The organism is Candidatus Poriferisodalis sp. (genome assembly GCF_965208485.1).
Classification (GTDB): Bacteria; Actinomycetota; Acidimicrobiia; order Acidimicrobiales; family Poriferisodalaceae; genus Poriferisodalis.
Map to the genome: position 1 here is coordinate 1,103,072 of NZ_OZ242344.1, position 16,146 is coordinate 1,119,217.

Annotated in this window: 15 protein-coding genes, 1 pseudogene and 1 other annotated feature; of the genes and pseudogenes, 8 read left to right on the forward strand and 8 right to left on the reverse strand. The window is 65.8% G+C overall.

Translation table 11 applies throughout. From position 1 onward, the window contains the following. Positions 1–152: 152 nt before the first annotated feature. Both ACOGXQ_RS04965 and ACOGXQ_RS04970 read right to left on the reverse strand, forming a co-directional pair. A protein-coding gene (locus ACOGXQ_RS04965) for an IS3 family transposase (RefSeq protein WP_419946332.1) occupies positions 153–1,432 on the reverse strand; the annotation gives its coding sequence in 2 pieces (ribosomal slippage) (positions 153–1,153 and positions 1,153–1,432; 1,281 coding nt in all). Beyond that, positions 1,026–1,154 (reverse strand) — a sequence feature (AL1L pseudoknot). (Overlaps the previous gene by 129 nt.) Positions 1,433–1,479: 47 nt before the next feature. Beyond that, a complete protein-coding gene (locus tag ACOGXQ_RS04970; protein WP_419946333.1) occupies positions 1,480–1,923 on the reverse strand; it encodes a hypothetical protein in 444 nt (147 codons plus the stop codon). 394 nt (positions 1,924–2,317) lie between these two features. On the opposite strand from ACOGXQ_RS04970, the gene ACOGXQ_RS04975 reads away from it, so the two are divergent. Further along, positions 2,318–3,775 (forward strand): hypothetical protein, encoded by a 1,458-nt coding sequence (locus ACOGXQ_RS04975; RefSeq protein WP_419946334.1) that lies wholly within the window; start codon positions 2,318–2,320, stop codon positions 3,773–3,775. Positions 3,776–3,918: 143 nt separating this feature from the next. Here the strand turns inward: ACOGXQ_RS04975 and ACOGXQ_RS04980 are convergent, their stop codons facing one another. Both ACOGXQ_RS04980 and ACOGXQ_RS04985 read right to left on the reverse strand, forming a co-directional pair. Further along, complete coding sequence (locus ACOGXQ_RS04980) at positions 3,919–4,185, reverse strand: hypothetical protein (protein ID WP_419946335.1); 267 nt, start codon at positions 4,183–4,185, stop codon at positions 3,919–3,921. Positions 4,186–4,387: 202 nt separating this feature from the next. Continuing rightward, complete coding sequence (locus tag ACOGXQ_RS04985) at positions 4,388–5,275, reverse strand: hypothetical protein (RefSeq protein WP_419946336.1); 888 nt, start codon at positions 5,273–5,275, stop codon at positions 4,388–4,390. Positions 5,276–5,673: 398 nt separating this feature from the next. On the opposite strand from ACOGXQ_RS04985, the gene ACOGXQ_RS04990 reads away from it, so the two are divergent. From ACOGXQ_RS04990 to ACOGXQ_RS05005, 4 genes are all read left to right on the forward strand, one after another. Continuing rightward, complete coding sequence (locus ACOGXQ_RS04990) at positions 5,674–5,919, forward strand: hypothetical protein (RefSeq protein ID WP_419946337.1); 246 nt, start codon at positions 5,674–5,676, stop codon at positions 5,917–5,919. Further along, on the forward strand, positions 5,900–6,577 hold the full coding sequence (locus ACOGXQ_RS04995; protein WP_419946338.1) for a hypothetical protein: 678 nt from the start codon (positions 5,900–5,902) through the stop codon (positions 6,575–6,577). The genes ACOGXQ_RS04990 and ACOGXQ_RS04995 overlap by 20 nt, the downstream gene beginning before the upstream one ends. Positions 6,578–6,972: 395 nt before the next feature. Further along, positions 6,973–7,800, forward strand: a complete 828-nt coding sequence (locus tag ACOGXQ_RS05000; protein WP_419946339.1) for a hypothetical protein — start codon at positions 6,973–6,975, stop codon at positions 7,798–7,800. Positions 7,801–8,178: 378 nt separating this feature from the next. Then, positions 8,179–9,240, forward strand: a complete 1,062-nt coding sequence (locus tag ACOGXQ_RS05005) for a hypothetical protein (protein ID WP_419946340.1) — start codon at positions 8,179–8,181, stop codon at positions 9,238–9,240. A 173-nt stretch (positions 9,241–9,413) separates the two neighbouring features. On the opposite strand, the gene ACOGXQ_RS05010 is transcribed toward ACOGXQ_RS05005, so the two are convergent. Both ACOGXQ_RS05010 and ACOGXQ_RS05015 read right to left on the reverse strand, forming a co-directional pair. Beyond that, positions 9,414–10,550, reverse strand: coding sequence for a Fic family protein (locus tag ACOGXQ_RS05010; RefSeq protein WP_419946341.1), 1,137 nt, complete (start codon positions 10,548–10,550; stop codon positions 9,414–9,416). A gap of 201 nt (positions 10,551–10,751) precedes the next feature. Next, positions 10,752–12,848, reverse strand: coding sequence for a hypothetical protein (locus ACOGXQ_RS05015; protein WP_419946342.1), 2,097 nt, complete (start codon positions 12,846–12,848; stop codon positions 10,752–10,754). Positions 12,849–13,095: 247 nt separating this feature from the next. Between ACOGXQ_RS05015 and ACOGXQ_RS05020 the strand changes: the two genes are divergently transcribed. The 3 genes from ACOGXQ_RS05020 to ACOGXQ_RS05030 are packed head-to-tail and all read left to right on the forward strand — an operon-like array spanning position 13,096 to position 14,138. Further along, a complete protein-coding gene (locus ACOGXQ_RS05020) occupies positions 13,096–13,329 on the forward strand; it encodes a hypothetical protein (RefSeq protein ID WP_419946343.1) in 234 nt (77 codons plus the stop codon). A 24-nt stretch (positions 13,330–13,353) separates the two neighbouring features. Continuing rightward, positions 13,354–13,554, forward strand: coding sequence for a hypothetical protein (locus ACOGXQ_RS05025; RefSeq protein ID WP_419946344.1), 201 nt, complete (start codon positions 13,354–13,356; stop codon positions 13,552–13,554). 11 nt (positions 13,555–13,565) lie between these two features. After that, positions 13,566–14,138: a DUF6642 family protein gene (locus ACOGXQ_RS05030; RefSeq protein ID WP_419946345.1), complete on the forward strand. Its 573-nt coding sequence runs from the start codon at positions 13,566–13,568 to the stop codon at positions 14,136–14,138. 69 nt (positions 14,139–14,207) lie between these two features. Here the strand turns inward: ACOGXQ_RS05030 and ACOGXQ_RS05035 are convergent, their stop codons facing one another. Together ACOGXQ_RS05035 and ACOGXQ_RS05040 are read right to left on the reverse strand one after the other, a co-directional pair. Next, entirely contained in the window at positions 14,208–15,269 is a 1,062-nt protein-coding gene (locus ACOGXQ_RS05035; RefSeq protein WP_419947340.1) for a diadenylate cyclase, read from the reverse strand. Positions 15,270–15,359: 90 nt separating this feature from the next. Beyond that, positions 15,360–15,845: pseudogene (locus tag ACOGXQ_RS05040) on the reverse strand (hypothetical protein); the annotation flags it as partial. Between the last annotated feature and the right edge of the window lie 301 nt (positions 15,846–16,146).

The window sequence follows — 16,146 nt, forward strand, 5'->3', positions numbered from 1 at the left end:
CTGGTGGACGCGCCACACCACCCACCCACATCACACCGGTGGATCAGGGCTTAGCCCGGATCCACCGGTGGGGTGGGTGGTGTGGTGTTGGGCGGGTTGTGGGTGGGTTGGTTTGTGGCTGGGGCGGGTTTGGTGGGTTCGGACGCGTTGAATCACCCCGTGTTTTGTAGAGACTCGGGTTGTTGTGTCACGGCCGGGGTGGCTGTGCTGTGTTGACGGTAGTAGGTGGTCTCGTGTTCGGCGGGGGTGGTGTAGTTGCCGCGGCCGGCGATCAGGGCGCTGTGGCTGCGTCGGTGGTTGTACCAGTCGACCCGTTCGAGGGTGGCGAACTCGACGTCGGACAGTCCTTGCCAGGGTCCGCGTGGGTAGATGAGCTCCCATTTGTAGAGCCCGTTGAGGCTCTCGATCATGGAGTTGTCGTAGCTGTCGCCTTTGGAGCCGACCGAGGCGACGATGTCGTTGTCGGCGAGCCGCTGGCTGTAGCGGATCGACAGGTACTGCGATCCCATGTCGCTGTGATGGGTGACCCCCTCGATGCAGCGCCCGTCGCGGCGGCGAGCGGAGATGGCCATCTCCAGGGCGTCGAGGGCCAGGTCGGCGCGCATCGACCGCGACGCCTGCCAGCCGATCACGCGGCGGCTGTAGGCGTCGATCACGAACGACACGTACACGAAGCCGCTTGCGGTGCGCACATAGGTGAGGTCCGCCAGCCACAGCCGGTCCGGGGCCGGCACCGCGAAGTCCCGCTTGACGAGGTCGTCGGGGCGTTCGGCGTCGGGACCGCCGACGGTGGTGCGCACCTTTGCGCCCCGCCGCACGCCCCGCAGGCCCAGCTCGCCCATGAGGCGCTCCACAGTGCAGCGCGCCACCCGCACGCCCTCGACGCGGTTGAGGTGGTCCCACACCTTCGCCGCCCCATAAGCGTCGTAGTTCGCCTTGTGCACCCTGGCGGTCTCGACGCGCAGCCACGCGTCCCGCAGCGCCCGAGCCGACGGCGGCCTGGCCTTGGCGGCGTAATAGGTGGACGGGGCGATCCCGACACCGTGCTCGGCGAGCACAGCGCAGATCGGCTCGACCCCGAACCGGTCCCGGTGAACGTCCACGAACGCCACTATCTCTGAGACTGGCGGTCGAGCTCCGCCCCGAAGAAAGCCGACGCCGCCTTCAAGATCCCGTTCGCCCGGCGCAACTCACGGTTCTCGCGCTCGAGCTCGGTGATCCGAGCACGATCCGCCGAGCTCACCCCCGGGCGGACGCCGCCGTCGATCTCAGCACGACGCACCCACTTGCGCACCGTCTCCGCCGTCGGACCCAGCTTGCCGGCGACCGAGCAGATCGCCTCCCACTGAGACCCATACAGACGCTGGTTCTCCAGCACCATCCTCACCGCGCGCTCACGCAGCTCGACTGGATATCTCCCATTTCCTGGCATCGCTCCATCCTCTCAAGGAACAGAGCCTCCACCAAAACCGGGGTGATTCACTCGACGTTGCTGGGCTGTCTGTACAAGGCCCACGACGACAGTTCGTCGACTCGAATCCGAGCACTCCGACACTCTTCACCCGGGGTCACCCAAGCGTTGCCCTTGGCCAACCATCCCACGCTCCAGTCCTCGCGCCCTTCCGACACCGACACGTTCGCGAGACGCCACTGCGTATGCGACCTGATGTTGTCGAAGAGGCTGTAGCAGGTCGCATCGCGATCAGTGCCCCAGATGTCAGGACGCGGCCCGACCGGTTCGCCTTCCGGGCCGCCGGCGATGGCCGGCCGGTCTCCGAGGTACCCGATGGTCTCCAGGACGAACTCACCAGAGGCAACCTCCCGCAGCGCACCGGGAACGCGCTGTGCCGGATCAGGAGCTTCGTAGTGCCCAGTGCCGTCGGTCGGGTTGGCGACCCACCATTCGCCAAGCAACATCTCCACTTCTCTCACCCCCGAGCACGACGAACGGCTGAGGCTAGAGCGACGAGCCGGGGACGAAGCGTGCGGGCAGGTAGTCGATTCCTGCCTCGGAGCACCGACACTTGCTTTCGAGGCCGGGAACTCCCGAAGGTCGTAGATCGGGTTCCGGCGCGCTTGGCCATCGCAGCGCGGCCCGCTACTCCGCTTCCCATCCTCGCCAGAACCGGTGCCAGCCGTCGCGGTCCAATCGGCAGATGAGACCCAAGTATCCGGGATCTCTAGGACGCCGGGTCGCGTAGCAGTCTCGGTGTTGCATGACGACCGATCGGCAAGGCAGTGGCTTGCCTCGGAGCCGTGCCTACCCTCCGAGGATGCGCCTCTTGCGCAAGCACCACAAGGCGAGCGCGTTCGATTCATGAGCGACCACCACGATCCGGGCATCTCCCTGATGTCGGATGCTGCGGCCGAAGCCCGCCGACATGTGTGGGACCGAGTCGATCCGGATGCGTGCGAGTCCTGTCGCGATGCACCCGAGCGCTTCCTGTCTCATGTGTACGAACTGACTGAACAAATGCTCAGCTCATCCACAGACGCCTGGGGTTCCTGGGGCAACCCTGAGGACGGGTATCCGCTCTTTGAGGCGATTCATGCAGCGGTGCGCGTGATGCACCAGTTGCCGAGACCGCTGTACGACGCGCCGGGCAATACAGGACCGCAGAACACGCCTCTCGGCGGCGCCGCTGTAGATCACCTGTTCACGCTCATGAGCCAACGGGCCTCGGAGGAAGGATTCCCAGATAGCTGGGACTGGTGGATCAGTGAGCAACGCACCGCCGACGAGTCGCGAGAATGGCTGGTCGCCGGATACGAGTCTGTGCCGCCTTCGCCGTGCCGCCAGCGCAGCGGCGAGGTCTTCCTGCTGGGTGCGGGTTTTTCTCGCGCGCTGAGTGACGCGATGCCCACGATGCCTGCTCTGCTCTCCGCGTTGCGCTTCACAGCCAATGATGAGGACTGGCCGCTGGCGCGGCGTTTCGGCCTGGCGGAAGCAGTCGACTTCGAATCATGGCTCGATTCGCTGGCGTCTCCGCAGCCGTACCGGAGCGATGCCGAGAACACCGAAGCGGCCGCCATGTTCCAGCGCGTCGCCGATTGGGTGGGGCGCTACATCGCCGAAGTCGAGCGCGAATCGTTCCAGGTCGGGCTTCCGGCACTGGTCTTCGACCTGCTCAAGCTCTGGCAGTCGAACTTGGCCACGGTAATCACGCTGAACTACGACACGATCATCGAACGATGCGTCGAGGCCCGTCCTGACCACATCGGCCTAGGTGGAGCCGGAGTCCTTGTCGCGAACGCGATTCGAGCAGCGCCTCTGACGCCGACAAGTGAGTACAGCGGCACCATGCGCATAGGCGACGGCACCCTCCCGGCGGCATTCCGCCTTGCGAAGCTGCACGGATCAATCGACTGGCAATTCCCTGGCGAAAGCGGGCGAGGTCAGCCGATCTACGCCATCGACACCGACCACGATGACGAGACCAAAGGACGCATAGCGCACCTCGTTCCCTACATCATCCCGCCCTGCTTCGCGAAGGTCCCCCTGTTCGATCACGAGATCATCCGCGAGAACTGGCACGTCGCCCGCCGCGGACTCGAACGTGCCGACAAACTCGTCGTCATGGGGTACTCGCTGCCGCCCGCGGACACCGCGGTCGTGCAGATGCTCAGAACATACGCACCCAAGGACATCACACTGCTGGACATCAACCGCGACCTCAAGAAGCACTACGAGAACACCCTCGGAGCGAGCGTGACGATGCCCGAATCCGAGACCCCGATCTGGGACTGGACAACCACCGCCACCGCGGGGCCGTAGCGAAGCACCCCTTGCTTCACTGCGTAGCAGCGGCCTCGTTGGGTAGATCAGCCGACAAGGGGGATTCACGACGGGCGGCGATGTCGATGTCCCGGCGAGAAGTGCGAGACGACGCGCTCGACGAAACCGGGTCTAGACGACGGTCACGCCCGCTCTCCCAGCATGCCTTCCTGCTCCGCCCGGTCTGACCGCCACGGCACACCGTCGATCCACACGAGGCCGAGGTCTGCACGAACGTCGAGGCTTCGCCCGGTCCAGTCTGTGAGCGATTCGAACCACACATTGGGCGTCTTGCTCTGCCAATGGCACCAGCCGCACACCAGGCATGTCCATCCCCAGGCGTAACGTCCGCGTCCCGCGGGCTGGCGCCGCAACACCATCGGCACAACTGGGTCCCGTCGATCCGGCATGCCGAGCCGCCCAAGCACTCACCGGCCGCCAATGCCCCGATGCCGTGCTGCACGTCCCAGTTCGGCCAGCCTGCCTTGTTGACCTTGACCAGCACCACACGGGCGAACCCTCCCGCACGGCGCTCAGGACACTCGTGGCCGCTGCTGTAGCCCGCGTCGGCCAGCACCGGCAGCGTCTCTGCGGTTTCCCGCACGCTCACGTTCATCCCGTGTCGGCCCAGCCGAACTCGTGGCTGCGGGCATCCCAGACCAGGTCCCGATCAGTTCGCTGGACCTGCCAGAGGAACTGCTTCTCGTCAGGGCCGGCTGATTCTTGTGACAGTTCTTCGATGGCGCGGTCGGCCATGAGTGCGAGTTCAGGGCGCAGACGCTCCGGTGCCCGCACTTGATCCACGGCGCCGCGATTCGCTTTGACCAGCACATCCAACCACGCGCCGAGCGCACCGTTGTCATCGCTCGCCCGCCACCGAAGCAAATCGTCGCTGAAGTTCACATACGGACTTACTTCCGGGATCAGATCGTCAAGCCGGGCAATGAGCCTCTGGCTCAGCGCCAAGCAGGTCCCGCCGCGCTTGGACAGTCTGGCTCGAATGCGACAACACACTGCTTCCCAGATCTCCCACATTGTCCACAGGTCCGTCGCAGGGATCTGTACCGACGGGTCGACCAGCGTGTACCTCCACGAGATGTAGCCGTGCCCATTGCCGCTGCCGTTGACGTGGGAGATGAACCCCTCGGCAGTGTCGAACGTGAGATCGAGCTGCTCGAACTCGAACAGGCCCCAGTGCTCCCCGAAATGCAGCTCGATGTGCTCTTTGTCCGCCGGTGACAGATCGGCATGCAGTCGCTGCAGGTTGTGCGCGTATGGCGACGCCTTCAACGTTTGGAGAGTGAAGTTCGAATCCGTCAACTGCAGCAGCATCTTCAGCGCTTGCTCGATGCCGCTGTACAGCGCAGTAACGAACGGCCACGCCCGAGCGGCCATGAATCCGTCCCAGCCGTCGCGCTGTATCGGGTTATCGGAGATGAGCTTGCGAGTGGCCTTGCAGGCCTCGTCCATCTTGAGAAACGAGTCGCCGCCGACAGTCACGGCGTGCACCGTATCCCGCAGTCCCGCGAGTCAAGCCGGTGCGTTCGAAACGGCTCAGCCCGCCCGCTCAAGCCGTCCCACCCCGCCGCGCCCGCCATGCCGCACCGGCCGATCGCCGCCGTCGCCCTAGCCCCTCGGGTGCGAACGAGCCTGAGGTTGTGGGCAACAGCGGCCGCGAGCGCGCCCCTTCAGGCGAGATCACCTGGCATCGGGAGGCTGCGTCGAAGCATGAACATGCAGGTCAGAGGAGATGCTGCAGACCAGACCGTGACGAGGCCGGCACCACAAGCGCCGCAATTTGTCACTGCCTGTGAATATCCTGTAGGTCATCGACTCACGCGGAGTCGCATCGGGTAGCGCGAAACTCGTCGCTACCCCCCGAACACAGGAACCCTGCAATGACTGCCCTTATGGTCGCTGGCCGCACCTTGGATGAGCTGCCTTCCTACGCAGCGGACCCCGAAGAGATCGAGGTCATTCATCTCACCGACGAGGATGTGAGCGAATTCGTGAGCGATGCTCTCGCTGCTGCTGGCTGCACGCGGGAGGAACTTGAGCAGCAAGCCGAGTCGGGCGACTTCACGAGCGAACTCGCCCGACGCATGTGGTTCCTCGTTTCGTCCTTTGACCAGCCGGCGCGGTGACCTAGAGCAGGAAGCCCGTCGTTTCGCTGCGGAAATCACGGGCCTGCTGAACAATACGGTCACCAACGGAATCCATCTCAGTGCCAGGATCGACGAAAGAGGACGCGCACTCGTCCGCTACGAAAGACCGCTCTCGGACGACGCTTCGGATGGCGTCAAGCGGAGCAGCGGCGATCTCATCCCGCTGACGATCTCGAAAAAGCCGGAATGCTTCGGACTGCGCGTGTACCACACCTTGACGTTCGACGAGGAGTGCAAGTACCTGCGCAACACTCAGAGTTCCTTCGTGCTCGCCACCGCCGATGGAGAAGCAGTCTTCACCTACGACTATGTGCGGCCGGCCCCCAACGCGTACCCGGAGGCCCACCTGCACATCGACGGCAAGTCGGAGTCCCTTCAACGCCTGCTCGACCTGTCGGGCCAGAAGAAGCGCAACTCGCGGCGACTCCACCTTCCAGTCGGGGGACGACGCTTTCGGCCGTGCCTTGAGGACATCATCGAGTTCTGCGTGACGGAACGCCTCGTCGATTCGCACCCGGGATGGAAGGGAGTGCTCGATGAGGCCCGAGGGCGCTTCTACCTACGCCAACTGAAGGCAGCAGTGCGACGCAGTCCTGAAGCAGCGATCGCAACACTCCAAGACGAGGGTTACATCTAGAGGCACTTCGTCCTCCGACTCCTGGGTTCACACAGCGACTTCCCGGCTAAGCGAACTGGCTCGGATCGCGCCATCGACGCCACAATGCCCACGGTGTGAGCATGAGGTCCGGTCCGGCCGCACGACTCACGGCTCTGCGGCCGGCCCGGACTCGACGCGCGGCAGGCGATGTCGCCGTTGGGTCGGTCACCACAGAGACCCGCTAGCGGGCGTTCGTCGGCGGACGCTGCGGCCGTGTCGGGCGTCGACAGCGACACGGTCCGAACCCCGGCGCTGCGCAGGGAGAACGAAGAGTGGTGGATGCGGCGCTAACGCCGCAATCGGCTAGGGGATCGCCGCATCTGCGTCCGCACGTGTTTACTGCTCGTGTGAATTCTGCGGAGGCGCTCGCCAGCATGCCGTTCGTATTCCGGACGTGTGAGTTCTGCGCGCGTGCGGGCATCGAGCCGTCGTCTGCGTCGCGTGCGCTGCGGGCCGCAGTCGCCCAAGGCGCTGTCTCAAGAATCGGGCGGGGTCTGTGGCAGCGCCGCGACATCGAAGGGCCTGCCGTCGAATGCCATGCGCCTCATCCGTTCCCGCCTGCGTGGATGAACGCCAACGAATGCCTCCTCGATGCAGTCTTCGGTGCTGTGCCGCGCCGGATCTCGCACATGATGGCGCTCGAAGCAGCGGGCGTGCCGTTGGTCATCGGGCCGCAACTGTCGTTCCCGCGTGAATCCGCCAGGACAGCGATGCCGCTGGGCATCACGGTGTTCCGCGAACCCAGCGAGCGGGTGCCGCTGTTCGCAACGAGGCTGACCGAGCGCACATGGATGTCGTCTCCCGCGCGCGCTGCAATCGAGACCGCCCAGCACGACATGACTGCGCCTCGATGGGATGAACGCATCGCCTGGGTGTTCGCAGAGGACGGTGGCTCCCTGCTCGACCCCGAGGAAGCCGTCGAGATCAGCGACGCGTTGCAGATGCGGGCAGGACTGCGCCGCCTGTCGTCCATCGCGGACGCGCTGCGCCGCCTCGCCGCCAGCGACCCCAGCGACGCCTTGAGCCGTGTCCCTGACCAGTGGACGGACATCGTGCGCGCCAGACGAGGCGATGCGTGGATTCGGCTGCGCCGGTCCGGGCGAAGACCCCTCGAACCTTCCGACGCCGCTTGGGTGGACAGCGAACGCAAAGTGCTGTGGGGTCAGCACCCCGAAGCGCTCGCGGCATCCCTCATGACGTAAGGGGGCATCCGGCTCGTTCGAGCCGCACGGCATCTGGCCCCCGCGAGAAGAACTCAAGGTCGTCTAGGCGCCGATCAGAATGATGCTCGCCGAGCACGGCGCTGTCGCTCTAGTCGGCGATACAGCCAGCCGAATGCGCGCAAGACAGGCTCGATTCCACATCCTCGCCCGATCACATGGCCCTTCTCAGGGCCGTCCGACCGTGTTCTGGCCCCGAAATGCCCCTCCGAGGGCGCAAATCGGCCCCGCGAAGCGCCATTTCGGCAATCTGAGCATCCGCCAGCACGCATGGCCCGTGTTGGCGACCGCCGTTTGATTTCCCTGCACAGCCAGTGCTCACCACACTCCCCCGGCAATCGGCACCGGAGGGTGATTGCGATGACGATGACGGACGACCGGATCGACACAGAGACCGCGCAGGACGCGGCCGACACGCCAGCGCGGCCGGGGACCCTGCGCCGTGTGCTCGCCAAGCGGCGCAGCGACCGCCGCGGCGCGCTCGGGTCGACCGAGATGGTGCAGTTGATCGGCGTGATCCTGCTGATCGCGCTGTTGGCGGGCGGCACGTTCGTGTACCTGCGGTTCATCCGCGGGTCCTCGGAGAACTCGGTGGTGCAGAGGAACATCGACGAGGTCGCGAAGCTGGCCGACAGCTACTGGCAGAACTACGCGGCAGATGTGGACGGCCGTCGGAAAATCTCGCTCGCGGGCTTCTGTCAGTTCGCCAACAGCCAAGTGGCGGCAGAAGATCTCAACCTGCGGACGCTGCAACTGGTCTCTGCGGCAGCCGCGCCTGCGATCGCGGCCCCGTCGGACACATTTGACATGGCCGACAGCGTGATCACACGAACAATCTCGACACCGCGTTCGACGGCGAACTGCCCGAACTTGAACGGACTGAACGGCACCGATGCCAACGTCTCCAGTTTGGATGAGTACTACCACGACATCCTGGCCCGCGACGGTGACGGCACGGCTTCCACCTCTGTGGGTGCAGGTCAGCTTGCTTCGACCGGCTCGGCCAACGAAGCCGCGACAGTGTTCGACTACACCGGGTCAACGGGAACTCAGAGCGCAGACGATCACAACAACGCCTTGGAGGCAGCGGGCCTGCTGTCGACCAAGACGGTCTGGATGGCCCAGTACGGCAGCGGCTCAGCGATCAGCGGTTTCGTGCCGGCAGGGACCGACACGACCTTCGACCCAGATGGTGCGAGGGACTTCGGCACCGAGTTCCTGGTGTTCGGCGGCATGTCCCCCAGCGGCGACAGCTTCTGCCTCATCAAGGTGTTCGACGCTTCGAACAACGACCAGATCGGGGAATACCGGCTGTCACGTCTGGCCACGGACGATTTCCAGTTCACGACCTGCGGCGCCGGCGCCGACGGCACCGGGGTCAACCTGCCCCGCCGCGGAGGCAAATGGCCAGAGCCTCAGTGATCTGACAGGTACTGAGGGCGTCTGGTCATAGCGCCCTCTCGGACCCGCTGGCACCCTGCGGTTTTGCGTCTGCAGCGTCAGCGAGCACAGGCCCCCGGACAGGCTTCACACCCCGTCCGGGGGCTTGTGCGCGTCTGCGGTTTGGTGGGCCGTCGCGTCGGCCGCGCGGCCGGTCAGTTCGTCCAGATGTTGACGAGTTCGGTGGCGGCGTACCAGTTGCGGTTGCGCCCGGTGCCGGGCGTTTGTGCTTGGATCGGTTCGAGGATGCCGTGGTCGGCGAGGGATTGCAGGGCGTTGGCTGCTGCTGTGTTGCTGACGCCCAGCAGATCGCTTGCGTCGGGTGCGCTGAGGACCGGGTGGGCGATCAGCATCGGCAGCAGGGCACGGGCGGCGCTGTCGGAACGCAATCGCCTCAGCGTGTCGTTCCACGAGTCGACGATCTGGCGTGTGCGGTCGGCGAGCCGGTCGGTCACCTCTGCGCCTCGTTTGGCGACCTCGGCGAACCATCTGACCCAGGGGCCGACTGCGCCGCGCTCGAAGTCGTAAAGCCCCGAGAGGTAGCCGCCGGTGTCGCGTGCGATGGCGACGCTGATGGGGACGGTCGAGTGACGCGTCAGGTGCGCCCGCCGCAGGCTCCTGCTGACGAGGATGCGCCCGAGCCGCCCGTTGCCGTCGCCGAATGGGTGGATGGCCTCGAATTGCGCATGCAGGATCGCCGCGTGAGAGATCGGGTCCAGGTCTCCCGGCTCGTTCGCGAAGGCGATGAAGTCGTCCATCAGTTCGCCGATCTCGCCCGGCGGCGGCGGGACATAGGCCGCATCGAGGGGCGAGCTTCCGCCGACCCAGCCGACCCGGGGGCGGAACACGCCGATCAGGTCGGGGTCAAGGTCACTGTTGCGCATCAGACGTGCATGCCAGGTGTGCAGCGTTTCGACGCTCAGCGGCAGATGGGCAGCATCGTGCGCTGCGTCGATCACGGCGAGATTGTCCGCGACCCATCCTGCGGCGCCTCCGGCGCCGGTCCGCTCGGCGATCAGCACCGACACCAGCGGCTCGCGGAGGCCCTCGATGCCCGACGAGGCGACGCCCTCGTGGCGCAGCAGCAGCCGTGCCAGCGCCTCCCATGTGTTCGGCACCTGCTGGTCGGCGGCCCGCACGGCCGCCGCTGCCTGCTCGGTGGCGCGGACGGCTGATGCATCGAGGCTGAAGTCGCGTTCTGCGAGCTTCGCTGGTTTCCACGCGCGGACCTCGGTGCCGTTCCAGTCGCCGAGAACGACCATGCCGGCGCCGCCGTCATCGAGCAAGCTCATTTTTCAACTATAGAGCGACAACCCTGTAAAACATTGCTGGTTTTCCAAGGATCATAATTCATCCTTGGAAAACTGTGCTCGTTTGCCAAGGATCGAGCCGCGCGACTTGGCCGACTTCCTGCAGCACTCCCGCGCGGACCGTCTGACGACGCAGGCAGATCTGGCGCTCTGACGGGATCAGAGCGATACCCGCTGGCTGTGTCAGGTCGGCCTCGTCGCCTTGCCGCCGTGGACGCTCGGCTCGCTGCACCACTGCAGCCGAACCGTGCTGAGTGGGTCGAGGATTGACTCGGGGAGTTGAAGCGCGTCGCAGAGAACTTCCTGATCCAAGGCGTCGCGTACGTCGTCTGCGAATGCTTCGTTGGCCGGGCGCATTGGTTGGTCCTCAAAGACGTCGAAGACGGCTGCCAGTCGGCCGAGCGCATCGTCGGGCAGCCGGCTGAGGTCGATGACTGGAATCGACCCGAGCGCGGCGACGCCGAGATTGACGCGTCCGCCTTGCTGGCGGCTCGACACCCACCACCGGCCGATGAGTCCGACCGTGGAGTTGAGCCACGCGCACATCGCTTTCTCGTGAGCGAGCGATGCCAGCGCGACCGACGGCCATGCACGGCCGCCGATGCACGCGACAGGCGTCATGCAGGCGGCGATGGACCCCGAGTTCAGCCGCGCGTCTCGGCTGATGTGCAGCCTTGTGGCACCGCAGATCCCGGGCATCCCGTCCCACAGCGCCCGGGCCAAGGCCTTAGGCCGTGCCCCTGGTCGGATCGTGCCGTACGAACACGGCAAGACCCGCATCGTGCTCTCGAAACGGTGATCGTGGGACCACAGAATGGGCCAGCTCGCGCTCGCACAGCGACGCCTGTCGGGCAGGAAGTCAATGTCGAATGGTCCTCGTAGGGAGCCGTCTGACCTGATGCCGTCGATGTCGGAGTGGTAGGGGCCTAGTTGGCCGAGCGAGTCCAGCCGCGTGATCGGGACAGGCAGTTCTGTGTGCCGCGGCAGTACGAGCCTGCCTTGCGTCAGTCCCGCCGCGGTCGCCGCGACACCCGGCTCTGACACCCCGCCCGGCTGACCCGACACACCAGGTCCGAAGGGCGCAGCGAGCGCCCAGCCGACCCGCGACTCCCCGATCCTGAGCACCGTCGGGCAGGTCGACGCGGCTGTCTCTGTGACGCACCGAGCGATCGCCACGGCTTCGGTGACCGAAGCGGGCGCTCTGTCCAGCATCACGTAGGTCGCGACTGACTCCGCGATGTGCTCGCGAAACTGCTTTTCGAGCTTGGTGGCCACGACGATCGCCTCTGCGATCCGGGTGTCCGCGGAGAAGGCTCGCCCGCTTGATCCCTCGGCCCCGCGCTCTGCAATCATGACGATCGTGACGTTCTGATAGTGGCCGGCGAGCAATTCCCGAGTCCGACGCCATGCGCGGCCCGACGCCACGGCAGCAGGCAGAACAAGCGCGAGCGTCCCGCCCTCACTCAGCTTCGCGTGAGCGAGGTCCACGAAGGCAGTGCCGAGTCCAGCGTTGCCGTTCCAGGCGACTGGCACAGCCGACAGATCGGCGTCGCGGGCCTCGCGTCGAGCCGCGGCCTTGAGCAGCTCTACCTGCTGATCCAAGGCCCGCCCCATGGCCCGCTGGGATTCCCTGTCCTGCCCGAGCGCGGCGAACGCCGGATTGGCGGTGCCTCGCCTAGCCCCCTCATGGCCGGTGGGGCGGGCGTAAGGCGGATTCATGATCGCTGCGTCCAGCGATCCATGCGGCACCGATGCCGTCAGCGTCGCCACGTCGTCCCGCGGGCTGATGCCGACGTCGCACCGCTGGGCGCTCACGCAGTCGGTGTTCAGGAGATCGAGCGCGCCGATGCGCGCAGTGTCGCTGCCAGGCGACAGACCGTACGGCATCAGCCACGCCTTGGTCCTGCGGCATCCGCCCTCGGGGCGTTCGCCCGCCAGTCGCGTCGCCGTCTGCTGCACCGCCGACGCCACGACGTCGCAGCCGATCAACGCGTGGGAGACCAGCGCACTGTGCGCAGCGCCGTCTGCGCCTCCTCTCGCCCGATGGCGCTCCGCTATGCGCCGGTACGCGGCAACCAGAAGCGCTCCTGTGCCGCACGCCAGGTCGGCGATCCGCAGCTTGGCGAGCTTGTCGGCGTCGCCCCAATCGGTGTCCACTCGGGCGACAGCCAACTCGGCCAGCAGGGCCGCCGAAGATGGCTCGGTGTAGAAGGCCGACAGGAGCTTGCGGTCCCCAGCCGACGTTTCGGAATCCCCCGTGACGGCCGGCTCGTGCTGCATGGCTTGGCCATCTTGACAGGCAGGGCGGGGAGGGCACAGGCTGTTGGCTCTTGGCGGGGTGGGCGACACCTGTCCGCCGCGGATCGAACGAGGTAGCACCACCTGCGCGGACGGTCTGATTCGCCGAACCGCTGGCGGCCGTCAGCCTGCCTCGTGGGGCAACTGATGCGACTGCTGTTTCGCTGTGCCAGCCTGACGCGTCCAGAACTTGAGCACCGAGCAACAACACCGAGACCACCAAGACCGCATGAGCGAAGCCATGGATCATCAAGCGGCGCGAATCGTCGTGAGCTACCTCAATGCGAGCGGCCAAGGAGCTGCAGCGCTGGACATCGAGTCCTATCTCGGTCTCGCGGACTGCTGGAACGGCCCGGTGCCCAAGCCGGGACCAACGGCGTCGAGCAATGAAGACGACGTGCCCGACAGCATCATCTGGAGCTGCGCGCTGCTCGACCTCATCCGGAGCCTGCCGCCGGTGTAGGCCGCATTCATCGGCGTCGTCGCAGTGTCCCCGCCTTGGTGGGCAGACGAAGAAGAATCCATGCCGCTCGGCAAGATCGCCAACATGCTCGAAATCGCCGAGGCGGGCATGCTCGACCGCGACGAGCAGCACGACTGGGGATGGTTCCGGCCGACACGTTGCGCCGGGACGCCTGCCTCCGACGCCGAGCAGGCCCGAGGCACAGCCACTGTGCCTGACGACTGAGGGAGTCCGTCGTGACCGGCAAGCCATCGTTCACAGCGTCGAGCCGCGGACATTCGCTGTCGCAGCCGATAGCGACGGGCCTGTTCGCTTTCGAAGGCAACTGGGAAGCTGACCTCAGCGACAAGGCGAGCATCGCGGCGCTGCTGCAGACGCTGCATGAGTGGATCAGCATCGACTTCATCCGTCGCGACATCGGCACCGAAGAAGAGCTGCGGCACTACATCGACCGGTGGCTCGACGACTACGACGACTACCAAGTCGGGTATTTCGGCTTCCACGGCACTGCGGGCAACCTGTGGCTCGACGACGAACGCCGGGTCCGCTTGGGCGACCTCGAAGAGATGATCGACGGACGCGCCCGCGGCCGTGTGATCCACTTCAGTTCGTGCTCTGTAATGCGAGCCGGACCGGACCGAATCGAGGAGTTCCGCAAGCACACCGGGGCACGCGCCGTGACTGGCTACCGCAAAGACGTCGACAACATCGAGGCCTTCGCCTTCGAACTGCTGCTGCAGGCGTTCAGCACCTATCGGCAGATCAGCGGACCCGACAACTATCTGTGGGAGAACGCGACCGGCCTGTAGGAACGCCTTGGCTTCGAGTATCGGCGTTGAGGGCACGACCTGTGCGAATCACCGGCCCTCCGACGGCCCTCAGCTTGGTTCGTCGGGATGGAAGTAGGAGTCGTTCATCTCTGGGTCCGGACGAAGCAGCGGCCCCCTCGCTGCGATGCCGCCGGCATCGAGCCGTCGCTGCTGCTCCTGTTCGTCAGCCTGGTTGACGCGCTCGCACTGATCAGCGTCGAGATAGAAGGCAAAGTCCCTGACGAGGTGATGCGCTTCGGCGTAGTCCTCCCCGTCAGGTTCGTCCTGTGCGCAGATGTCGCAGAAGCGGTCGACGGCCGCTGCGACCTCGGCACGCGACACACGGGGCCGCAGTGCGGGCAGCAGGTTGACGTTGCCGTCTACCGACACGACGACGATGAACGACGTGTCGGGGTGGGCGCGCTGGTAGCGGACCGCGGAGTTGTAGCGCGATCCTCGCGCAGGGTCGCCTTGGCCTGAGGCCTCTCCGTCGAGGATGATCCCGAATGCGTGGCAGCGTCCCTCGGGGTCGATGAGGACAGCACCGTCCACCGCGCCCAGCCGCTGCACGTCGGCGTCATCCAGATCGCAAGGTTCCAGGACGAAAGCCGCGGAACCCAGCCGCTGTGCTTCGCTCGCTGCATCGGATGACACGACGAGCGTCATGCCGTGATCGCTGTCTCGGGCGGCCTCGACAAAGTGCCAGATGCGGTCCATGTCGCACTGGCCGATCGTGCGCGCAGCGACGTCGGCCAAGTCCACCCGCTCCAACGGCCGCCGGGGAAAGGAGACCTCACCGGCGTAGCTGCGCAGGAGCGTCGTGCCCTCCACAGACAGACTCCAGTCCAGCTTCCCCCGCACCTCGATGTCCAGCGACAGCGTCTGCAGGCTGACGCCTCCCAGCCCCAACACGCAGCCCTCGTCGGCGATGACGGCCAAATCCGAGTCGCTTGCCTCCAGCAGTTTCCGAAGCGCTCTGGAGTATCCCAACGAGATAGGCGTCTCCAGCGGCACCCGAAGCTCATATCCGCCATCGCGCGAGTTCACGATGTGCAGAGGCGCTGAGGCCTCGGTCCGCTCGTAGGCGTGCGCGGTGCTGTTGTTCATGATGCTCAGCAGGTCGTTCGGCATCCCCGCGACCGAGAGCACGAGATGCCCAGTGAAGGCCTCTGCTGCGCTGGCGACAATTTCCTGCGGGCCGCCCAGAGCATCGCTGAGCCGGGAGCCTGCATCGGGCTGGTGCAACTCCGCGTCGGCCCGAGCCAGACACTCGGCGACGATTGCGTGCTGCAGCGAGGGCGGACTCTTGAATCGCTCATCTGTGTGCTCGAAGACCGGCAGCGCCTCGAACCTGGCCGACTCGATCCCCAAGCAGGTGTGCACGTAATGCCCGCCGATCGGCGCTCCGCTGCTCGCGAAGAACGAGAAACGTGCGAGATTGTCGTTGGCATTGAGGACTTCCGCTATCGCCGATGCCATGGCGCGACGCCTCAGACCGGCGTGAATTCGCTCATGATGCCAAGGGTGTCCGTAGATCGATTCCGAACGCGGATCAGCCCGACACAGCTCATCCGCGCGAGCACCCACACCGTCAAGCTCGCTCAGCCGGACCGGCTCGCCTCTGCACTCGAAGCTGACGCTCCGGCCGTTCGCGTCATTGTCGGGGAACCCGACGATGACAACCGCCGTGTTGACCTTCAGGCCGGCTCGATCGAAGGCATGCTGCGCCGCCCTCTCGACGCTGAACCGGAAGTGCCTCTGGAACGGTCAGATCACCGAAGCACTCGACGTGAATTCATGATGAGGCGACTCGACCTACTGCCCACGCACGATCCCTGCCTTGTGCCCATCGGACATCGTGCGCTCCGCCATTCCGTGAGTCTGGCATTCGCATCTGTTCAGGCCGCTCTGTTGACCTGCCGACCGCGCCGGAGCCGAAAGCTCCGGCGACCGGGCTGGTGCGTTGAGAGCCGAGTTGTCATGGTCGCGATCTTGGGCCGTTGCCGTC